This is a genomic window from Sutcliffiella horikoshii (assembly GCF_008180725.1).
Taxonomy (GTDB): Bacteria; Bacillota; Bacilli; order Bacillales; family Bacillaceae_I; genus Sutcliffiella_A; species Sutcliffiella_A horikoshii_B.
In genome coordinates this window covers 107,917-126,130 of record NZ_VTEV01000007.1, presented here as the reverse complement: position 1 = coordinate 126,130, position 18,214 = coordinate 107,917, and the positions used below count along the sequence as shown (strand labels likewise).

The window sequence follows — 18,214 nt, the reverse complement described above, 5'->3', positions numbered from 1 at the left end:
CCTCCTCTTAAAGAAATATAGTGGGTAGACTAGCGTTGCAAATTAGTCTACCCACCAGGTTTAATCGTTAGTAATTATTCAGCTCCACTAGCTGCGATATTATCTTCGATTGTTTTAACTGCTTCTTCTAATACTTCACCAACATCGTCACCGTTAGCGATGAATTGAAGAGCGCTACCCATAGGATCCCAAACTTGTTGCATTTGTGGAATGTTTGGCATTGGCTCACCATATTGAGTTTGCTCTGCGAATGCACCGATGATTTCATCGTTTGCAATTTCTTCGCTATCTAATGCTTCTTGTAGTGCAGGCATTTCACCAGCAGCTTGATAGTATTTCATTGCATTGTCATAGTTAGTGATGAACTTCATTAAGTCGATTGCCCACTCTGGATTTTCAGAGTAAGAACTTAACATCCAAGCTTTTACACCAACGAATGATTTTGGAACGTCACCATTTTCAAGCTTAGGTAGTGTAGCTGTACCTAATTTGTCACCTAAAGCATCTCTGTAAGTAGCGATGTTCCAAGGACCTGTAAGAACAGTTGCAACTTTACCTTCTGTGAAAAGACCACTCATGATGTCGCCATTGATTTCTTTTGGAATGTATCCATTTTCGAACCAAGATTGTACAAGTTCTCCACCTTCTACAGCGCCTTCGTTAGCAAGACCGATGTCTTTAGCGTCGAAACCAGATCCATCGTTATTAAATACATAACCGCCATTACCAGCGAAGAAAGGATAGATGAAATAGAAGTTAGTTGCTTCCATTAAGAATCCATATTTGTCTTGACCAGCGTCAGTTTGCTCTTTCGCAACTGTCATAAGGCCTTCCATTGTTTCAATTTCTTCTGCAGAAACAAGATCTTTATTGTAGAACATACCGTAAGTTTCAATTACTTGAGGTACTCCATAAGTTTCCCCATCAACTGTTACAGCATTAATAGCAGTTTCACTGTAAAGAGAAGCATCTTCTCCTAAGTCGATTGGGTCTGCTAGACCACGAAGAACGATGTCACCAAGACGATCATGTGGACCAAAGAAAACGTCTGGACCGTTACCAGCTGGACCGTCAAGAGCAAGTGCTTCTACTTGATCCAACATAGAGATACCAGTAGCTTCTACTTCGATACCAGTTTCTTCTGTATAAGCTGCAAAGATTTCATCTAATGCCGCTCTTTGTTTCTCATCATCGTTAACCCATACTGTTAACTTTTCAGGCTTGTCTGCACCCTCAGTTGTAGTACCTTCGCCTTCTGCTGAACCACCGTTGTTACCTGTTTCACGTTGTGGACCACAAGCTGCAAGTACGCCTAGTGTAAGGACAGCAACCATAAGCATTGCTAAAAACTTTTTCATTTTGACCCCTCCGTCATTTTGAATGTTCTTTCTACTAAGATGCACAAACGATTGCATAACATGTAAGCGAAAACATATAACGCTTACATTTTTCATGAAAACGATTGCACAACTTTCACTTTTTATTATACATGTAATCGCCCAATTGACAACCTGTTTTTTTAAAAAAACTTTAATATGTTGCTAGATTAGGAAACTACTTAAATTATTTCAAAGACTTAAACCCTTGGTATATATGAATTTATGGAATTGATTCCGGGACTTTTGCAGTGTAAGTTTTTTATCCTTCCCTTCCCAACTCCATTGAGCTTTCTCTTTTCATTGACATTGTTTCATTTTTGACATACCCTTATGTTGAATAAAATGGCAATGAAACCATTTCAACCATTTTTTTTCGCAATAAATGCAAGCGATTGCATGAAGGAGAGGTTGAATGCTATATGCTAAAGGAAGCAATATTTCATCGTCCAAAGAACAATTTTGCCTACGCCTATAATGAAACAACTTTACACATCCGTCTGCAAACAAAGAAAGATGATGTGGAAACGGTTGAATTGATTCATGGTGATCCATATATATGGGAAGACGGCGAATGGATATCTGTAAAGAAACCAATGAAGAAAACGGGATCAGATGAGCTTTATGATTATTGGCTCGCAGAAGTTTCCCCAGAGTTTAGACGGTTGCGCTACGGCTTTGCCCTGAAATCTGGTGAAGAAACGTTCGTTTATAATGAAAAAGGTTTTTATGAGGAAGAACCGAAAGACTGCGGACTTTACTTCTGTTTTCCATTTCTTAATAAAATTGATGTGTTTCAAGCTCCAACATGGGTAAAAGATACAGTTTGGTATCAAATATTCCCTGAACGCTTTGGAAACGGCAATAAAGAAAACGATCCAAAAGGTGCTCTTCCATGGGGAAGCACAGATCCTTCTACTACCAACTTCTTCGGAGGGGATTTTGAGGGAGTTATAGAACATATCGATCATCTAGTGGAATTAGGCATCACAGGCATTTATTTCACTCCAATTTTTAAAGCAAGATCCAACCATAAATATGACACAATCGACTATATGGAAATCGATCCGCAATTCGGCACCAAAGAAACTTTCAAGAAACTTGTGCAAGTTTGTCATGCGAACGGAATCAAAATTATGCTTGATGCTGTGTTCAACCATAGTGGCTACTTTTGGGAACCGTTTCAGGATGTCTTGAAGAATGGAGAAAAGTCGAAGTATAAAGATTGGTTCCACATTTGGGACTTCCCTGTTGTGACGAAACCTAAACCAAATTATGATGCATTCGCTTTTGTTTCGGACATGCCTAAGCTTAATACGGAACATCCAGAAGTAAAGAAATATTTATTAGAAGTGGGCCGCTATTGGGTAAGGGAGTTTGACATTGACGGATGGAGATTGGACGTTGCAAACGAAGTGGACCATCAATTCTGGAGAGACTTCCGTCAGGCTGTGAAGGCTGAGAAAGAGGATGTCTATATTCTCGGTGAGATTTGGCATGATTCTATGCCTTGGTTACAAGGTGACCAGTTTGATGCTGTCATGAATTATCCATTCACCACCGCTACCCTTGATTATCTTGCGAAAAACAAAACCAAGGCAGTTGAGTTTGCAAATTCCATATCTAAGGTGATGCACTCTTATCCTATTAATGTAAATGAAGTTGCATTCAACTTGTTAGGCAGTCATGACACTCCTCGTATTTTAACAATTTGTGAAGAAAATAAAGATAAATTGAAGCTATTATTCTTATTCCAATTATCCTTTATCGGCGCTCCCTGCATCTATTATGGAGATGAATTCAGCATGACAGGTGACCAAGATCCTGGTTGCCGCAAGTGCATGGTGTGGGAAGAAGAAAAACAGGATCGTGATATGTTTGAATTTGTGAAAAAATTAATTGCGCTTCGCAAAGAATTACCTGTATTCGGAAACCATGGGGACATCCGTTTTATTGAAGCAAATAATGAGACCAATCATGTCATGTATGAGAAGGTCTCTGATACCTCCGGGGAAAGAATACTATTTGTGATCAATAATAGCGACAAGGATTTAATTGTCACATTACCAGATGGTGTAGAAGGAAAGGTATTACGTGACCTTTGGAACGGAGAAGAGTTTGCATTTGCAGCTGACGCTAATGCGTTGCAACTGAAACTTCCGGCTTATGGGTTTCAGATTTTGGCTTATTGATTTTACAGAGTAAAAGTTGAGGTGTCCGCTAAGGAAATTAGCGGACATCTTTTTCTATATTAGCGGCATTACTGGCTTAGTAAATTCTATTAGACATTTTGTTTTGTTGTTTAGGGCGTTTAGGCTTATAGAACCCTTCTATTAGACAATAGACAGCGTTTCTTCCGGTGATCGGGCTTATAGAACGCTTCTATTAGACTTTTGACGGGGGTTCTTCCAGCGTTCCGGCATATAGAACCCTTCTATTAGACAATTGACAGTGTTTCTTTCGGCGTTTGGGCTTATAGAACGCTTCTATTAGACTTTTGACGGGGGTTCTTCCAGCGTTCCGGCATATAGAACCCTTCTATTAGACAATAGACAGCGTTTCTTCCGGTGATCGGGCTTATAGAACGCTTCTATTAGACTTTTGACGGGGGTTCTTCCAGCGTTCCGGCATATAGAACCCTTCTATTAGACAATAGACAGTGCTTCTTCCAGCGTTCCGGCATATAGAACCCTTCTATTAGACAATAGACAGCGTTTCTTCCGGTGATCGTGCTTATAGAACGCTTCTATTAGACTTTTGACGGGGGTTCTTCCAGCGTTCCGGCATATAGAACCCTTCTATTAGACAATTGACAGTGTTTCTTTCGGCGATCGGGCTTATAGAACGCTTCTATTAGACTTTTGACGGGGGTTCTTCCAGCGTTCCGGCATATAGAACCCTTCTATTAGACAATAGACAGCGTTTCTTCCGGTGATCGGGCTTATAGAACGCTTCTATTAGACTTTTGACCGTGCTTCTTCCAGCGTTCCGGCATATAGAACCCTTCTATTAGACAATAGACAGTGTTTCTTTCGGTGATCGGGCTTATAGAACGCTTCTATTAGACTTTTGACGGGGGTTCTTCCAGCGTTCCGGCTTATAGCACGCTTCTTTTCCAAAAACTAAGATAAAGATAATTCAGTCCACTTCCAATTTCACTTCCGATGCACCAATCTCCGGTATTCCATCGGCGTAGTGCCCTCCATCTTCTTAAACAACTTAGAAAAATACGTGACATCATCAATGCCCACATCACGAGATATGGCAGAGACTTTATATTCCGTTTCCGCCAAAAGCTTTTTGGCATGATGCATCCGGTAATGCGTTAAATACTGCATGGGGCTGATTCCGATTGTTTTTTGCATGCAACGAGTCAAATAATCGGGGTGAAAATTCAACTCTTCTTTTAAAACACTCATATTAACAGGCTCTTTATAATTTTTTTGAATGTACTTCATTGCACTCTCACATACCTTTTCGGTCGCACTCGGAATCGAGAATGCCTCCTTTTGCAACTGCACAATGAACTCAGAGAATTGAATTTGCTGCTTCAAATAATCATCTGGAACATGAGCATCCCCGTCTCTTGTAGTAAGAAGCGTTTCCAACTGCTGTTCCACAATCTCTCTTCTTTTCACTTCACCCCACTGCGGAATATGAAACTGATAATAACCTACTTCTGTAAATGTTGGTTCTTTCCTATAAACAAAGGACCAATCCAGCTCCTTATCCTCAACCATCTGATACTCATTTCCCGGGATAACAAAATGCAACCAGAAATAATCGGTTTGTTCTGTGCAATCCGCATATCCTTCGTGTCTTTCACCAGGAACCAATATGACATATTGTCCTTCTTTCACAACGAATCGTTCGTCACCTTCTTGCATAAACAAGGTACCTTTTTTCACATATAAAAGATCAAAAACGGTAAACACTCTGGAAAAGTGTCGTTCTCCTTTATTAAATGTATATTCCCCACCCCTTATAAAAGTTGGAAAAGGCGGGATGGACATAGCTATCATTGACATTCCTTACACCTCAAGTCGTAAAAATCCAATAAGTATCGAAATCATCTCTTTCTATTATAATAAAATGCGGTTAAACTAGGAATGGTTTTATGTCGGATTCATCAAAAGGAGTAAATGAATGAAAGAAACAAACACAAAGAAACTCACCCTTTTTGCCTTAACATGGCCGATCTTTATTGAAGTCCTACTTCACATGCTAATGGGAAATGCAGATATATTAATGTTGAGTCAGTACTCAGATGACTCCGTTGCAGCCGTTGGGGTTGCCAATCAAATCTTGTTTATGTTGATTGTTATGTTTGGTTTCATCGCAACAGGTACCACCATCCTGGTCGCACAGTATCTTGGATCAAAAAACAGAGAAATTGCTGCAGAAGTTACGGTTGTCTCCATCGGAGCAAATCTAATTTTCAGTGTAGCCATCAGTATTTTGGTATTCCTTTTCAGTTCTAAGCTTTTATTATTGATGGATCTCCCTCCTGAACTCTTAACCGAGGCAGATTCTTATCTGAAAATGGTCGGGATCTTCTCCTTTGTTCAGGCTCTCGTCATCACGATGGGTGCTACCATTAGAAGCTATGGTTTCACTAGGGATGCCATGTATGTAACCATTGGAATGAATATCATTAATGTTATAGGTAACTATTTATTTATATTTGGTCCGTTCGGAATCCCCGTTCTAGGTGTGGAAGGGGTAGCTATTTCTACCGTAACAAGCCGGGCTTTAGGATTAATCGTCATTACTTTTCTTCTTTTCAAAAGAATTGAAGAACCTTTGCCATTTAAGAAAATGTTCCGCCTGCCTGTAAGCCATCTGAAAAATTTATTGAAAATAGGCATTCCATCAGCCGGAGAGCATTTGTCTTACAATACATCTCAAATTGTGATTACCTATTTCATCGTCATGATTGGTACAGAAGCATTGACTACAAAGGTGTACGCACAAAGTTTAATGATGTTTATTTTTTTATTCAGTGTAGCCATCAGTCAGGGAACGCAAATAATGATTGGTCATCAGATCGGGGCCGGAAAAATAGAAGAGGCATACAAGCGCTGTATAAAAAGTTTGCGCCTCGCCATTTTAATCTCTATTTTGACCGCCATACCAATCGCATTTTTCTCTGATACTCTTTTAGGATTCTTTACAGATAACCCAGACATCATTGCACTTGGAGGTACGCTGATTTTATTTACCTTGATATTGGAACCGGGGCGTTCATTCAACTTGGTTGTAATCAATGCTTTGCGTGCAGCAGGTGATGTAAGATTCCCTGTTTATATTGGGATTCTATCAATGTGGGGTGTTAGTGTTACTGTTTCCTATGTGCTGGGCATTCATTTTGGATTTGGTTTGGTCGGTGTGTGGATTGCGATGATTTTAGATGAGTGGTTGCGTGGCATCATCATGCTATATCGCTGGAAGTCCCGCATTTGGGTAACCAAATCCTTCGTCCACGAAAAAGCTTCATAGAGATTTATTTACAAAAATCTTTGTTACCGGTTATCACCGCTGTTCCTTTCCGCAAATGGCTTCGCTTCCCGCGGGACGGTGCTTGAGCCTCCTCGGCTTCGCCTGTGGGGTCTCAATCTACCTTTACTCCCCCGCTGGAGTCTCCGCCATTTGCTCCAATCCACAGCTGAAAATTACGTAAACTATACGTAAATATCATTCAGTTAGTTTAGATGCCTTTTGATAAACCCTTCAATGAATGAGGTCACCTTGTTGATTGGAGTGGAAGGCCCGCAGACGCCCGCGGGAGGAAGGGACAGGTGAGACCCCACAGGCTGCAAGCGAAGCCACTGAAAATTTGAAATCTTATGTACCTAAATGATTTCTAGCTGGTGATTGGAGAAAAAGGCGTAGACTCCTGAGGGAGATAGCGCGAGGTGGAGACCCCGCAGGCGTAGCCGAGGAGGCTCCAGCAGCGCCCCTAGGAAAGCGAAGCCTTTTTCGGAAATCAACAGCGGGGTCTATACTACATCTAAATTTATAGACTTTTTCAGTGGCGTCGATGCAAACCGAGGAGGCTCACGGACCGCCTGCAGGCAAGCGAAGCGCCTGGAACGGAAATCAACAGAGTTATCTACTGTCTAAATTTATTAAAAGTCCTTCTCTTGAAGGGCTTTTTTGTTTTCTTCTTCATCTATGTAAGGATTCCTTACAAACTAGTAAGCGCTTTCGACTGAATTTTTTGATAATTCCTATTGCACCCTGCATAATTATAGAATATGATATAAAACATAACTACAGATGTTAGGAAACATAACATTAACTTAAAGGAGAGATAACCATGAAAAAAGTGGAAGCCATTGTTAGACCCGAAACCTTTCGTGCTCTTCGCGAAAAGCTGGAAGAAGTCGGTATCAACGGTTTAACCGTCTCAGAAGTTGCAGGTTGCGGACAGCAAAAAGGCCAACAGGGTCTTTTCAGAGGAAATACTTTTGAAATTAAGCTTTTGCCTAAGGTCAAGGTGGAAATGGTTGTGGAATCAGAGTACGTAGATGAAATTGTCCAAATCATTCAAGAAGTATGCTCGACCAACACAGTCGGCGACGGAAAGATTTTTATCTATCCAGTGGAAGATGCCATTCGGATCCGCACAGGAGAAAACGGAAAGCTTGCCATCATTTAATTTCAATAAGAAAGGATGATAATTATGAAAAAGAAAATAGGATTACTCGTTACGGGCGGATTACTAATCAGTTCTACAGCACATGCGCAAGCACCTACGGTTGAAGGTTTAAGCGTCTCCCTTGATATGGTTTGGATTATGGTAGCAGCACTATTAGTGTTTTTTATGCACGCAGGGTTTGCAATGGTAGAATCAGGATTTACCCGTTCCAAAAATGCACTAAATATCTTAATGAAAAACTTCCTCACTATCTCGATTGCATCTGTACTCTATCTGGCCATTGGCTATGCCCTTATGTTCGGTAGTTCCGTTGGTGGTTTTACAGGACTCGACGGATTTTTCCTTACTGGTCACGAAGATCAAATAGGATTCTTCGTCTTCCAAGCAATGTTCGCGGCAACTTGTGCAACTATCATCTCTGGTGCTGTTGCAGAACGCATGAAGCTATCTAGTTATATTCTATTGACTGTCGCTATGACAGCACTTATCTATCCAATTGTCGGCCATTGGGTATGGGGTGGCGGTTGGTTATCAGAGCTAGGATTTACTGATTTCGCTGGCTCTACAGTCGTCCATCTTACTGGAGCACTTGGCGCTATTGTTGCGGTTAAGTTTTTAGGAGCACGTCTTGGAAAATATACAAACGGTAAAGTTAATGTCATCTCCGGGCACAACATCCCACTTGGGGCACTTGGTGTTTTCATCCTATGGTTTGGCTGGTTTGGATTTAATGGCGGTAGCACGTTAGCTGCTGATCCATCCCTGATACCACATGTTATAACTACCACTTTACTATCTGCATCTGCCGGCGTGCTGGCTTCTGCATTCTATACGCAATTCCGTTATCAGCGCATTGATGCTTCCTTAACATTGAACGCCGCATTAGCTGGGTTAGTTGGTATCACAGCAGGAACAGGAGATGTATCTCCAATTGGAGCCATCATTATTGGTTTAGTTGCAGGGGTTCTTCTAGTAGAAGCAGTTACATTCATCGATCGTAAAGCAAAAATCGATGACCCGGTTGGTGCCATTGCGGTTCATGGCGTTTGCGGTATTTGGGGAACACTTGCTGTAGGTTTATTCTCCACTTCAACAGGGTTATTTTACGGTGGCGGAGTTTCCCAATTAGGCATCCAAGCGATCGGCATATTAGCTGTTTCTGCATGGACCATTGGTTCTGTTGGCTTATTCCTATTCATTGTTACCCGCTTTACTAGCATTCGTGTTACGAAGGAAGAAGAGATTTCCGGGCTTGATTTTGCCGAACACGGTTCTTCTGCTTATGAGCTTAGAGAGTCGGTCTTTTCCGATAATAGTTCAGCACCAGAATTCGGTACTGGTTTAGTTCATCGCCTGAACAATTTAGGCGGAACTACACAAAAACGTAAAGCGAAGGAAGTTTAAACTTCTCGCTCTTCGCCTATCATGATTAATAGCTAGAAAAAAGCGATTCATGGCTAAGCCCATTGGATCGCTTTTTCATGTATACAAAACCTATACAGTCATTAAACTATAATGCTATAATTCCTCCTAGAGGTGATATTGTTGAAGATTAACATGTGGGAAAAGCTGATTGTTCGTTTTTTTATCGTATGGTACATATGTGGTGTCGTGTTGTTGACTTTTGATCTCTTGCCCCCTTGGTTGGAATGGGCGAATGTCGTTTTTCTCGTTACCGCAGGAACACTCGGTGCCATATATTTTATTAAAAATTACCGTGCTACAGGAGTTTTCTTTACTTTAATGGTCTTTTTTGCAGCAATGGCTGCGGAGCATTTTGGGGTGAAATATGGTTTTCTTTTTGGCGATTATTATTATAATTCCTATTTCGGACCGAAGTTATTTGATGTACCTATCACGATCGGTTTTGCATGGGTATTGGTCATTTCCACGTCACATGTGCTGGCAAACAGGGTAAGCCCACATGCATCTATCCTTACTAAGGCAATCCTCGCTTCATTTGCTACTGTGGTACTGGATCTTATCATTGATCCTGTTGCGTTTATAGCTAAGGAGTATTGGATTTGGGAAGGAACAAGCTTTTACTACGACATTCCCATGTTTAACTTTTACAGTTGGTTCGGTCTTTCTTTCCTGTTTCACCTAGTCATTTTATTACTTTCGAAAAATATTTCTTCAAAGGAAAATCGCTACTGGGAGAGGAATATGTATGTATTGTACGGTTTAATGATTGGGATGTTCTGTATGATTGCACTAACTGCAGAACTTTACCTCGCGTTAACTGTAACGATTATTCCCACCGTTTTATTATATTTGGCTACACTGAAATCAAAGGAGTTCCTACATGATTCCAGCAAAAAAAAGCAAACAGTTTGATTATTTCTTTCACCAGTTCAACAAACGATTTCTCCGATTTCATTTTAGAGAAATCTATTATGCCATGGGAGAGCAGTCAAGCCTCCCCCCGTCCCCTTCCTTGTATATCGTCAATCACAGTACATGGTGGGACGCTTTGGTTGTCTTCCATTTGAATCAGGTGGTCACCAAGCAGGAGAGCTATGTGATGATGCATGAAAAAGGAATTCGTGAGTTCCCCTTCTTTCGTAGAATAGGTGCATTTTCGGTGAACAGAGAAAATCCAAAGGACATTGTCCGGTCTATGAATTATGCAAAAGAAAGATTAAAAGACGGAAAAACTTTGTGGCTCTTTCCACAAGGAGATGAGCGACACCTCGAGATTCGTCCACTTGGTTTCCTGCCAGGAGCGGTGCACATCACCAAGAACACAGATATTCCGATAGTTTCTGTATGCCTTTACTATACTTTCACCGGTGAACGGAAACCTGAAGTATATATTAAACTAGAAGAACCGATCTATTACTCAGAACTAAAAGGCAATTCGTCAAAAGAGAAAAATCAATCTTTAGAAGACCACTATACCCTTTTGCTAGATAGAGTAAAGCAAGATGTAATACAACAAACAACAGGACATTATCAATCTATACTTTAATGATGGAATTTGAAGGAGGAAAACTGTTATGGAAACATTCGCTATCTTGCTTTCTGCCGGATTATTATTGTCTTTCCTCTGGATTATCATCAATGGATTGTTTTATCCTGCTTATCCAAAACCAATGAAATCCACGATACCACCCCTTGTATCGATATTGGTACCAATGCGTGATGAAGAACGGAACGTCTTCGAATTAATCGAAAACTTTAAGAAACTCACATACTCAAATATAGAATTTATCTTATTGGATGATCATTCTTCAGACTCCACCTATTCCTTGGCGGTTAATTCCACTATAAAAGATAGCCGCTTCTCTATCCTGCAAGGGGCTCCTTTGAAAAAAGGCTGGGCAGGAAAAGTGCATGCCTGCTATCAGCTTTCCCATGCTGCTAACGGCGATTATTTGTTATTTTTAGATGCGGACGCACGGTTGAAAGAGAATACCATCGAGAAAATGCTTCCTTTTTTCCAAAATGAGAAAGTCGGATTGGTAACGGGATTTCCGCGGTTTCCAGTTACAAGCTGGCTAAGCAAGCTAGTGGTTCCAATGCAACATTTTGTTATCTGGCTTCATCTTCCCCTTGGCTTGGCTAATTATAGCTCCTATAAGCCTGCTAGTGCCGCTCACGGAGCATTCATGTTGTTTGAAAGAAGCGCCTATGATTTTGTAGAAGGACATTTCTCTGTGAAATCTAGCATTGTCGAAGATGTTCATCTCGCCAGGGTGATGAAAGAACACGGATTTCAAGTGAAATTAATAAATGCCACTCCATATGTAACCTGTCATATGTATGAAACAAATCAAGAGGTCTGGAATGGCTTTTTGAAAAATATTTATATCGGCATTGGAAAGTCTCCTCTAATGGCAATGGGATTAACCTTGTTTTACAGCTTGTTTTATATTGCTCCTTTATTCTTGGCACTTCTTTCTCCTCTATATGGAGTTTGGTTTTTGGTGCCTCTGCTACTTGTATGGATGCAAAAGCTATATATCGACCTTCGGACAGGACAGCTAGCATACTTATTTCTTTTCATGCCTTTAAGCGCATTGGCCTTCTTGGTCATTCTGCACGCTTCCATGTGGAAATCTTGGAGGAAACAACATTATATTTGGAAGGGGCGTGCCTATAAATGAAGAATGTCGTTGTCATAGGTGGAGGCCTTGGTGGTTTATCTTCTGCAATCAGCCTCGCTAACAAGGGATTCACTGTTACATTATTGGAAAAAAACAACCACTTAGGTGGAAAGCTGATGCCTGTTCAGTTAGGAGAGGCATCTTTTGATTTTGGACCAAATACGATTACGATGCCAGATGTATTCAGGGAAGTTATTTCTCAAACAGGGGAAAATCCCGATTCATATTTTGAATTTATTAAACTAAAATCACATACTCGTAATTTTTCACCAGATGGAACTGTTTTTGACTTCAGTTCTGATCAAGAGAAAATGATAGACCAGCTTGCAACGCTCGACCCGGTTGGAGCCAAAAATTACCCATCATATTTGGAGGAAGTCACACGTTTGTATCAGATGGGAAAGAGCCAGTTTTTCCGGAGGACCTTTACATCAACTGTAGATTATCTCTCTCCAAGTTTAGGATATTCCTTTAGCAAGGTGCGACCGTTACAGTCCTTGCATCATTTTCACAGCAAGTATTTCACCAACCCTTTTGTGATCCAAGCCCTTGACCGCTATGCCACCTATATCGGCTCCTCGCCGTATGTCTCTCCTGCAACATTTGGCCTCATCGCTTATTTGGAGCTTGTGGAAGGGGTCTACTATACAAAAGGCGGTAACACAAAAATTGCAGAAGGGTTCGAAAAACTAGCAAGAAAACTTGGAGTTTCGATCCATACTAATTGCAAGGTTACCAGTATGGAAGTAAAGAACAAACAAGTTGTTTCTCTATCAACAGAAGGTGGTGAACAGTATTCTGCAGATACGGTTGTGATGAATGCAGATCTACTTGTCGCCTATCCAGAACTTGTAAAAGAAGTAGATAGGCCGCATTTTTCAGATAAGAAGGCGGCAAAATTCGAACCTTCCATCTCTGCCTTTGTTGTCCTTGCAGAAATGAAGAAGAGGCATTCTGAACTATTACATCATACTGTCTATTTTTCTAGTGATTACAAGCAAGAGTTTAACAGTTTATTTCAGGACAAAGCATATGCAAATGATCCCACCATCTATTTGAGTAATTCTTCTTTTACTGAAAAGGAGAAAAGCCCAATTGGGGACAACCTTTTCATATTGGTGAATGCACCGGCAACATCTCCTCATAATGAGAATGCTTACGACTATAAGGAACTTATTTATGAAACATTAGCTAAAAGAGGGTTATCACTGAAGGAGAATATGCTCTCTGAAAAGGTGATTACGCCTAAAGATATCGAAACTTCCTTTGGTGCTTTTAGAGGAGCTTTATATGGAATGGCATCCAACCGTAAAACAGATGCGTTTTTCCGACCAAGGAACAAATCTGCTGATATTGCTAATCTGTACTTTGTTGGCGGTTCTACCCACCCGGGCGGAGGCTCACCCATGGTCACCCTATCAGGGCTAAACGTTGCAAATGCGATAAGTATAGCGAAAAAATAAACCTGATAAAAAGTGTTCTTTTAGTATAAGACATTCGTTTTTGGTTTATCACCGCTGTTCCTTTCCGCAAATGGCTTCGCTTTCCGCGGGACGGTGCTTGAGCCTCCTCACAACGCTTCAGGGGTCTCAAGCTACCGTTACTCCCCCGCTGGAGTCTCCGCCATTTGCTCCAATGCACAGCTGAAAATTGCGTTTAACCCGGTTAGAGGGATTTTTATTAACCCTTAAATGAATGAAGCCACCTTGTTGATTGGAGTGGAAGGCGCGCAGACGCCCGCGGGAGGAAGGGACAGGTGAGACCCCGGAGGCGCAGAGAAGCTACTGAAAAACTGAAATCTCATGTACTTAAATGATTTCTAGCTGGTGATTGGAGAAAAAGGCGGAGACTCCTGAGGGAGATAGCGCTAGGTGGAGACCCCGCAGGCTTGCCGAGGAGGCTCCAGCAGCGCCCCTAGGAAAGCGAAGCCTTTTTCGGAAATCAACAGCGGTGGCAAAATAATCTCTATAATCAATGACTTTTTCAGTGGCTTCGGCGAAAGTCAAGAAGGCTTCCGGGCCGCCCGCAGGCAAGCGAAGCACCTGGAACGGAAATCACCGAACTTTATACTTTTTAATCCCTTAATTAAAACCACAGCCCCATCGGACTGTGGTTTTTACATTTGCGATATGATTTGCTGTTTTTCTTCACTTGTAACATAATGCTTCGTCTTGAATACGGAATATCCTTTTTTGCGTATGGAACCTAGTATTGCCCGATATAAATAGGCAGCTCCTTTAACAGGGGTTCGCGAATGCATTGGATAGAGATGAATCGTATTCAACGCTTGTTCGTAAAGACTTTCCGCTTTGCTCGCCATCTCTTCCCACACCGATATGAATTTGTTATTCACGATGTGCTTATTCAAGTCATCCAATGAATAGCCGGCTTTTTCCAACTTTTCAATCGGGATATAAATTCTGTCACGCTCAAGGTCTTCTCCGATATCCCGAAGAATATTAGTAATCTGCATCGCCTGTCCAAGCGCAATAGCATCCTCTCGCAATGCATTTTTTTTCTTAGGAGCAAGGATTGGCAATAGCATCAAACCAACTGTACTTGCTACATGGTAGGAATAGTGCAAAACCTCTTCCTCTGTAAAGTACAACTTTTTGTATAAGTCCATTTCTTGGCCAACTATCATATCATGGAAGGATTGGACATCCATCTCGTATCTATTGAACACATCCTGAAGAGCTAACCACATTGGATCTTCTGAAGGTAATTCGCCCGCTAGAAAGTCAGCAAACATTCTTTTGAATGTAAAAAGCTCTTCTTTTGGATTCACTCCTTCATCCACTATATCGTCCACCTGTCGACAAAACGCATAAACAGCCCAGACTGCCTGTTTCTTCTCTTTCGGCAGGAGCATAAATGCTTTATAGAATGTTTTGGAATGTTCTTTAATTATAGATTCACAATGATGATATGCTTTCATTAAGTCGTTCATTGAGATTCACATCCTTTGCAGATGAATGATGGGCAAAATCATGGATAATTTGGTTTGCTGCAAGTTTAGCGCTTTGCATAACAATTGGAATACCACCACCTGGGTGTATAGATGCACCCGTTGCATAAACATTGTCTAGAGTAGAAGACGGTTTAGCCTGAGGGCGGAATACACCAGATTGAAATAAATTGGGAGCGATACCGAAGCTGCCACCTTGAAACAGTCCGTCGCGCTCGGCATCATTAGGTGTTCTTACTTCCATCCATTCCATTCTTTTTGTCAATTCAGGAAAAGCCCTTTGTTCAATACTCTTGATCATTCTGTCTATAAAAGACTTTTCTTTACTCCAATCTATGTGACTGCCAGAAGGAACTGGAATCAGGACGTAAAGAACGCTTTTTCCATCTGGTGCCAATGTGGAATCGATTACGCTTGGATTAAATGTGTAAAATGAAGGATCTGATGGAACCTTCTTGCCTTGAAACACTTCTTTCATATGCTGCTCGAAGTTTCCACCCATGAAAAATTGGTGAACATCCGAATCCTGATACTTTCCATCCAATCCGAAATATAGTAATACACAACCTGAGGAAGGTTCATAGTTTTTCTGGACGTCGAAGTGTTCAGCCGAGGCAGGAAAGTCACCATTCCAAACGAGTCCATCCACTATGATAGTCTCACCATTAACTTTAATGGATGTAACGCGGCCATTTTTCTTTTGAATTTTTTCCACCTTACTGGATAAATGCAACGGTATTCCGTTGGTTTTCAAGGTTTCCACTAGGACATCAACAAGAGAAGCATAGCCTCCCTTTACATAATGGATGCCATGTTCATGCTCACTGTAAGGAATTAAACTATACATCGCAGGTGCCGTTTGAGGATTTCCACCAATATATAATGCTTGGAGGGAATACGCTTCTCGGAGACGTTCATCGTTGAAATAGGATCCTGCGAATTTTTTGGTTGAATGATAAGCTTTTAACCTAAGTAAGGTTTTAAGATTTTTCCCCGTCCAGAAATCTCGTTTTCGCGTAAACGATTTCTCTAGAAAGGAAGCCTTCCCGACTTCAAAGCTCTTCTTCATATCTGTCATATATCGCTTGAAGCCTTCTTCTTCTCCGGGAAATTGCTTTGATAACTCCTGCAGTTGTGTATTTTTATCTTTATACTTTGTGTATTTCTTTCCATCTTTGAAATGAATGCTATAAAGCGTGTCAAGGCCAAGTAGTTCCCAAGAATCCTCAGACACCCCTGCTTCTGCTAAAATTTCTTTGAGCATATCGGGCAGCAGGACGATAGTTGGACCTTGATCGATCCGGTACCCTTCCCTTTCGACAAAAGCAAGCCTACCTCCTGCTTGTTTTTCTTTTTCATATAAGCTAACTTGAAATCCTTGCTTCTTTAGTAGAAGCGCTGTAATCATACCACCAATACCTGCGCCTGCAATTGCTATATGCGTGCTCATTGAGCCTTCTCCAATCTTTGCGCTTGAAAGCTTTTTTGAGCATGTGTTTCATGCTTTTCACGCAATAGTCTGGTCGTAATTCTCGCTGATTCGAGAATGGTCGGCAATCCACTTCCTGGATGCGTACCTCCCCCAACAAGCCAACAGTTTTCAAGTTCTTCAAATTTATTATGCGGGCGCAATACCATCATTTGAGTCAGTTGGTGACCAAGGTTGAAAGTGGCACCTTTATAGACGAGTACTTCTTTTTCCCAATCAGAGGGAGTAATGATTTTTTCCACTTGTATGTGATCCCTCAACCCTTTAAATCCGCTCTTCTTCTCAAGTGTCTCAAAGACTAATTCTCTGAACTTATCTTTATTCTCCTGCCAATCTATCTCACTAAAGTTGTTAGGAACAGGTGCAAGAATATAAAGAGCAGATTTTCCTTTTGGAGCCAAAGTAGGATCTGTAACAGAAGCATTCTGTACATAGATGGATGGGTCACTTGAAAGTTTTTTTGTTTTGGTTATCTCTTCTACATTTTTTTTGTAGTCTTCCGCAAAAATAATGCTATGGTGTGGAAGATCATAAATGGTGTCCAGTCCAAGATAAATCATGAAAGTGGAGCAAGAATACTTTTTCTTTTCAAGCTTCCGTTTGCTGTATTTTTGCAATACGTTGTCATCCACTAAATTGGTCATCACATGGGCGAAATCACCGTTAACCACCACTTCATCCGCTTCCACTTTTGAACCATTTTCCAAAATGACACCTTTCACTTTTCGACCTTCTAACCAAAGCTTTTTAACCCCTGTACCAAGGTTGATTTTCCCACCATATTCTTTCACCACTTTAGCCATGCTTTCAGAGAGTTGATTGACCCCTCCGATTGGGTGATAGATTCCATATGCATGTTCCATCCAAGAGAGAATGGAGAAAGCACCAGGACATTCCCACGGGGACATCCCTAAATATTTTGATTGAAAAGTGAATGCAAGTTTAAGTTGTTCTTGTTGAAAATATTTACTTAATTGATCGTACAAACTGCTGCCAAGGCTGAGCTGGGGCAACGCTTTGATGACTTTCCATTGAAAATAATGATAGAAACGATCCATTTTCCCCTGAAGAATCGGAGTAAGGGCGTCCATACGCTTTTCCGTTTCAGACATAAATCGTTCATATCCCTCTCCATCCCCAGGAAAATATCGTTCAATGGTTTCTTTCATTTTCTCCTTATCACGAGTCACCATAAATGATTTATCTGGAAAAACAAGTTCATACATTTCTTTCAATTCTTTCATTTCCATGTAATCATGCATGTTTCGTCTTGATTCTTCAAAAATCTCCTCTGCTATATGAGGCATACTTAAAAATGTTGGCCCCATATCGAAAGTGAAATCCCCTAACTTTATCGAAGAATTTCTTCCTCCAACATAAGGTTGTTTTTCCATAACGGTTACTTCATAGCCATTTGCAGAGAGCATCATGGCAGCTGCCAAACCACCAGGCCCTGCACCAACCACTACTATTTTTTTACTCATTTCAAGTACGCCTCCTCATTCCAAACAAACCGTTCCATAATTAAACAAATATTATACAAACATTATACATATTTTTAAATACCCTTACAATCAATAACACTCTCTCTATGTAAAAACGGGCTGAAAC

The 18,214-nt window shown here is 40.9% G+C and carries 13 protein-coding genes; 8 read left to right on the top strand and 5 right to left on the bottom strand.

Features of this window, described 5'->3' with window-relative positions; translation table 11 throughout:
- Window positions 1–74: 74 nt before the first annotated feature.
- Window positions 75–1,358, bottom strand: coding sequence for a sugar ABC transporter substrate-binding protein (locus FZC76_RS17435; RefSeq protein ID WP_148989450.1), 1,284 nt, complete (start codon window positions 1,356–1,358; stop codon window positions 75–77).
- A gap of 440 nt (window positions 1,359–1,798) precedes the next feature.
- On the opposite strand from FZC76_RS17435, the gene FZC76_RS17430 reads away from it, so the two are divergent.
- Window positions 1,799–3,568, top strand: a complete 1,770-nt coding sequence (locus tag FZC76_RS17430) for an alpha-glycosidase (protein ID WP_148989449.1) — start codon at window positions 1,799–1,801, stop codon at window positions 3,566–3,568.
- A gap of 963 nt (window positions 3,569–4,531) precedes the next feature.
- On the opposite strand, the gene FZC76_RS17425 is transcribed toward FZC76_RS17430, so the two are convergent.
- Window positions 4,532–5,404, bottom strand: a complete 873-nt coding sequence (locus FZC76_RS17425) for an AraC family transcriptional regulator (RefSeq protein ID WP_148989448.1) — start codon at window positions 5,402–5,404, stop codon at window positions 4,532–4,534.
- Window positions 5,405–5,522: 118 nt separating this feature from the next.
- Here FZC76_RS17425 and FZC76_RS17420 point away from each other — a divergent pair, with 118 nt between their 5' ends.
- The 7 genes from FZC76_RS17420 (at window position 5,523) to FZC76_RS17385 (ending at window position 13,609) form a co-directional block, all read left to right on the top strand.
- Window positions 5,523–6,875, top strand: a complete 1,353-nt coding sequence (locus tag FZC76_RS17420; RefSeq protein WP_148989447.1) for an MATE family efflux transporter — start codon at window positions 5,523–5,525, stop codon at window positions 6,873–6,875.
- A gap of 820 nt (window positions 6,876–7,695) precedes the next feature.
- On the top strand, window positions 7,696–8,037 hold the full coding sequence (locus FZC76_RS17410; RefSeq protein ID WP_010192088.1) for a P-II family nitrogen regulator: 342 nt from the start codon (window positions 7,696–7,698) through the stop codon (window positions 8,035–8,037).
- A 24-nt stretch (window positions 8,038–8,061) separates the two neighbouring features.
- Window positions 8,062–9,441, top strand: coding sequence for an ammonium transporter (locus FZC76_RS17405; protein ID WP_148989445.1), 1,380 nt, complete (start codon window positions 8,062–8,064; stop codon window positions 9,439–9,441).
- A 141-nt stretch (window positions 9,442–9,582) separates the two neighbouring features.
- Window positions 9,583–10,374: a carotenoid biosynthesis protein gene (locus FZC76_RS17400; RefSeq protein WP_262372694.1), complete on the top strand. Its 792-nt coding sequence runs from the start codon at window positions 9,583–9,585 to the stop codon at window positions 10,372–10,374.
- Window positions 10,343–11,008 carry a lysophospholipid acyltransferase family protein gene (locus FZC76_RS17395; protein ID WP_148989444.1) on the top strand — a complete coding sequence of 222 codons (666 nt, stop codon included), beginning with the start codon at window positions 10,343–10,345 and terminating at the stop codon, window positions 11,006–11,008. The genes FZC76_RS17400 and FZC76_RS17395 overlap by 32 nt, the downstream gene beginning before the upstream one ends.
- A gap of 28 nt (window positions 11,009–11,036) precedes the next feature.
- Window positions 11,037–12,146, top strand: coding sequence for a glycosyltransferase (locus tag FZC76_RS17390; RefSeq protein ID WP_148989443.1), 1,110 nt, complete (start codon window positions 11,037–11,039; stop codon window positions 12,144–12,146).
- Window positions 12,143–13,609: a phytoene desaturase family protein gene (locus FZC76_RS17385; protein ID WP_148989442.1), complete on the top strand. Its 1,467-nt coding sequence runs from the start codon at window positions 12,143–12,145 to the stop codon at window positions 13,607–13,609. The genes FZC76_RS17390 and FZC76_RS17385 overlap by 4 nt, the downstream gene beginning before the upstream one ends.
- Before the next feature lie 653 nt (window positions 13,610–14,262).
- Here the strand turns inward: FZC76_RS17385 and FZC76_RS17375 are convergent.
- The 3 genes from FZC76_RS17375 to FZC76_RS17365 are packed head-to-tail and all read right to left on the bottom strand — an operon-like array spanning window position 14,263 to window position 18,087.
- The gene (locus FZC76_RS17375; protein WP_148989440.1) at window positions 14,263–15,096 is read right to left on the bottom strand and encodes a phytoene/squalene synthase family protein; all 834 of its coding nucleotides are present in this window, start codon (window positions 15,094–15,096) and stop codon (window positions 14,263–14,265) included.
- On the bottom strand, window positions 15,062–16,564 hold the full coding sequence (locus FZC76_RS17370) for a phytoene desaturase family protein (protein ID WP_148989439.1): 1,503 nt from the start codon (window positions 16,562–16,564) through the stop codon (window positions 15,062–15,064). Before FZC76_RS17370 ends, FZC76_RS17375 begins: the two co-directional genes overlap by 35 nt.
- Window positions 16,561–18,087 carry a phytoene desaturase family protein gene (locus FZC76_RS17365; protein WP_148989438.1) on the bottom strand — a complete coding sequence of 509 codons (1,527 nt, stop codon included), beginning with the start codon at window positions 18,085–18,087 and terminating at the stop codon, window positions 16,561–16,563. Before FZC76_RS17365 ends, FZC76_RS17370 begins: the two co-directional genes overlap by 4 nt.
- Between the last annotated feature and the right edge of the window lie 127 nt (window positions 18,088–18,214).

Coding starts and splice junctions, on each gene's coding strand:
- FZC76_RS17435 (WP_148989450.1), bottom strand. CDS start 1,358: ATGAAAAAGTTTTTAGCAATGCTTATGGTTGCTGTCCTTACACTAGGC.
- FZC76_RS17430 (WP_148989449.1), top strand. CDS start 1,799: ATGCTAAAGGAAGCAATATTTCATCGTCCAAAGAACAATTTTGCCTAC.
- FZC76_RS17425 (WP_148989448.1), bottom strand. CDS start 5,404: ATGTCAATGATAGCTATGTCCATCCCGCCTTTTCCAACTTTTATAAGG.
- FZC76_RS17420 (WP_148989447.1), top strand. CDS start 5,523: ATGAAAGAAACAAACACAAAGAAACTCACCCTTTTTGCCTTAACATGG.
- FZC76_RS17410 (WP_010192088.1), top strand. CDS start 7,696: ATGAAAAAAGTGGAAGCCATTGTTAGACCCGAAACCTTTCGTGCTCTT.
- FZC76_RS17405 (WP_148989445.1), top strand. CDS start 8,062: ATGAAAAAGAAAATAGGATTACTCGTTACGGGCGGATTACTAATCAGT.
- FZC76_RS17395 (WP_148989444.1), top strand. CDS start 10,343: ATGATTCCAGCAAAAAAAAGCAAACAGTTTGATTATTTCTTTCACCAG.
- FZC76_RS17390 (WP_148989443.1), top strand. CDS start 11,037: ATGGAAACATTCGCTATCTTGCTTTCTGCCGGATTATTATTGTCTTTC.
- FZC76_RS17385 (WP_148989442.1), top strand. CDS start 12,143: ATGAAGAATGTCGTTGTCATAGGTGGAGGCCTTGGTGGTTTATCTTCT.
- FZC76_RS17375 (WP_148989440.1), bottom strand. CDS start 15,096: ATGAACGACTTAATGAAAGCATATCATCATTGTGAATCTATAATTAAA.
- FZC76_RS17370 (WP_148989439.1), bottom strand. CDS start 16,564: ATGAGCACGCATATAGCAATTGCAGGCGCAGGTATTGGTGGTATGATT.
- FZC76_RS17365 (WP_148989438.1), bottom strand. CDS start 18,087: ATGAGTAAAAAAATAGTAGTGGTTGGTGCAGGGCCTGGTGGTTTGGCA.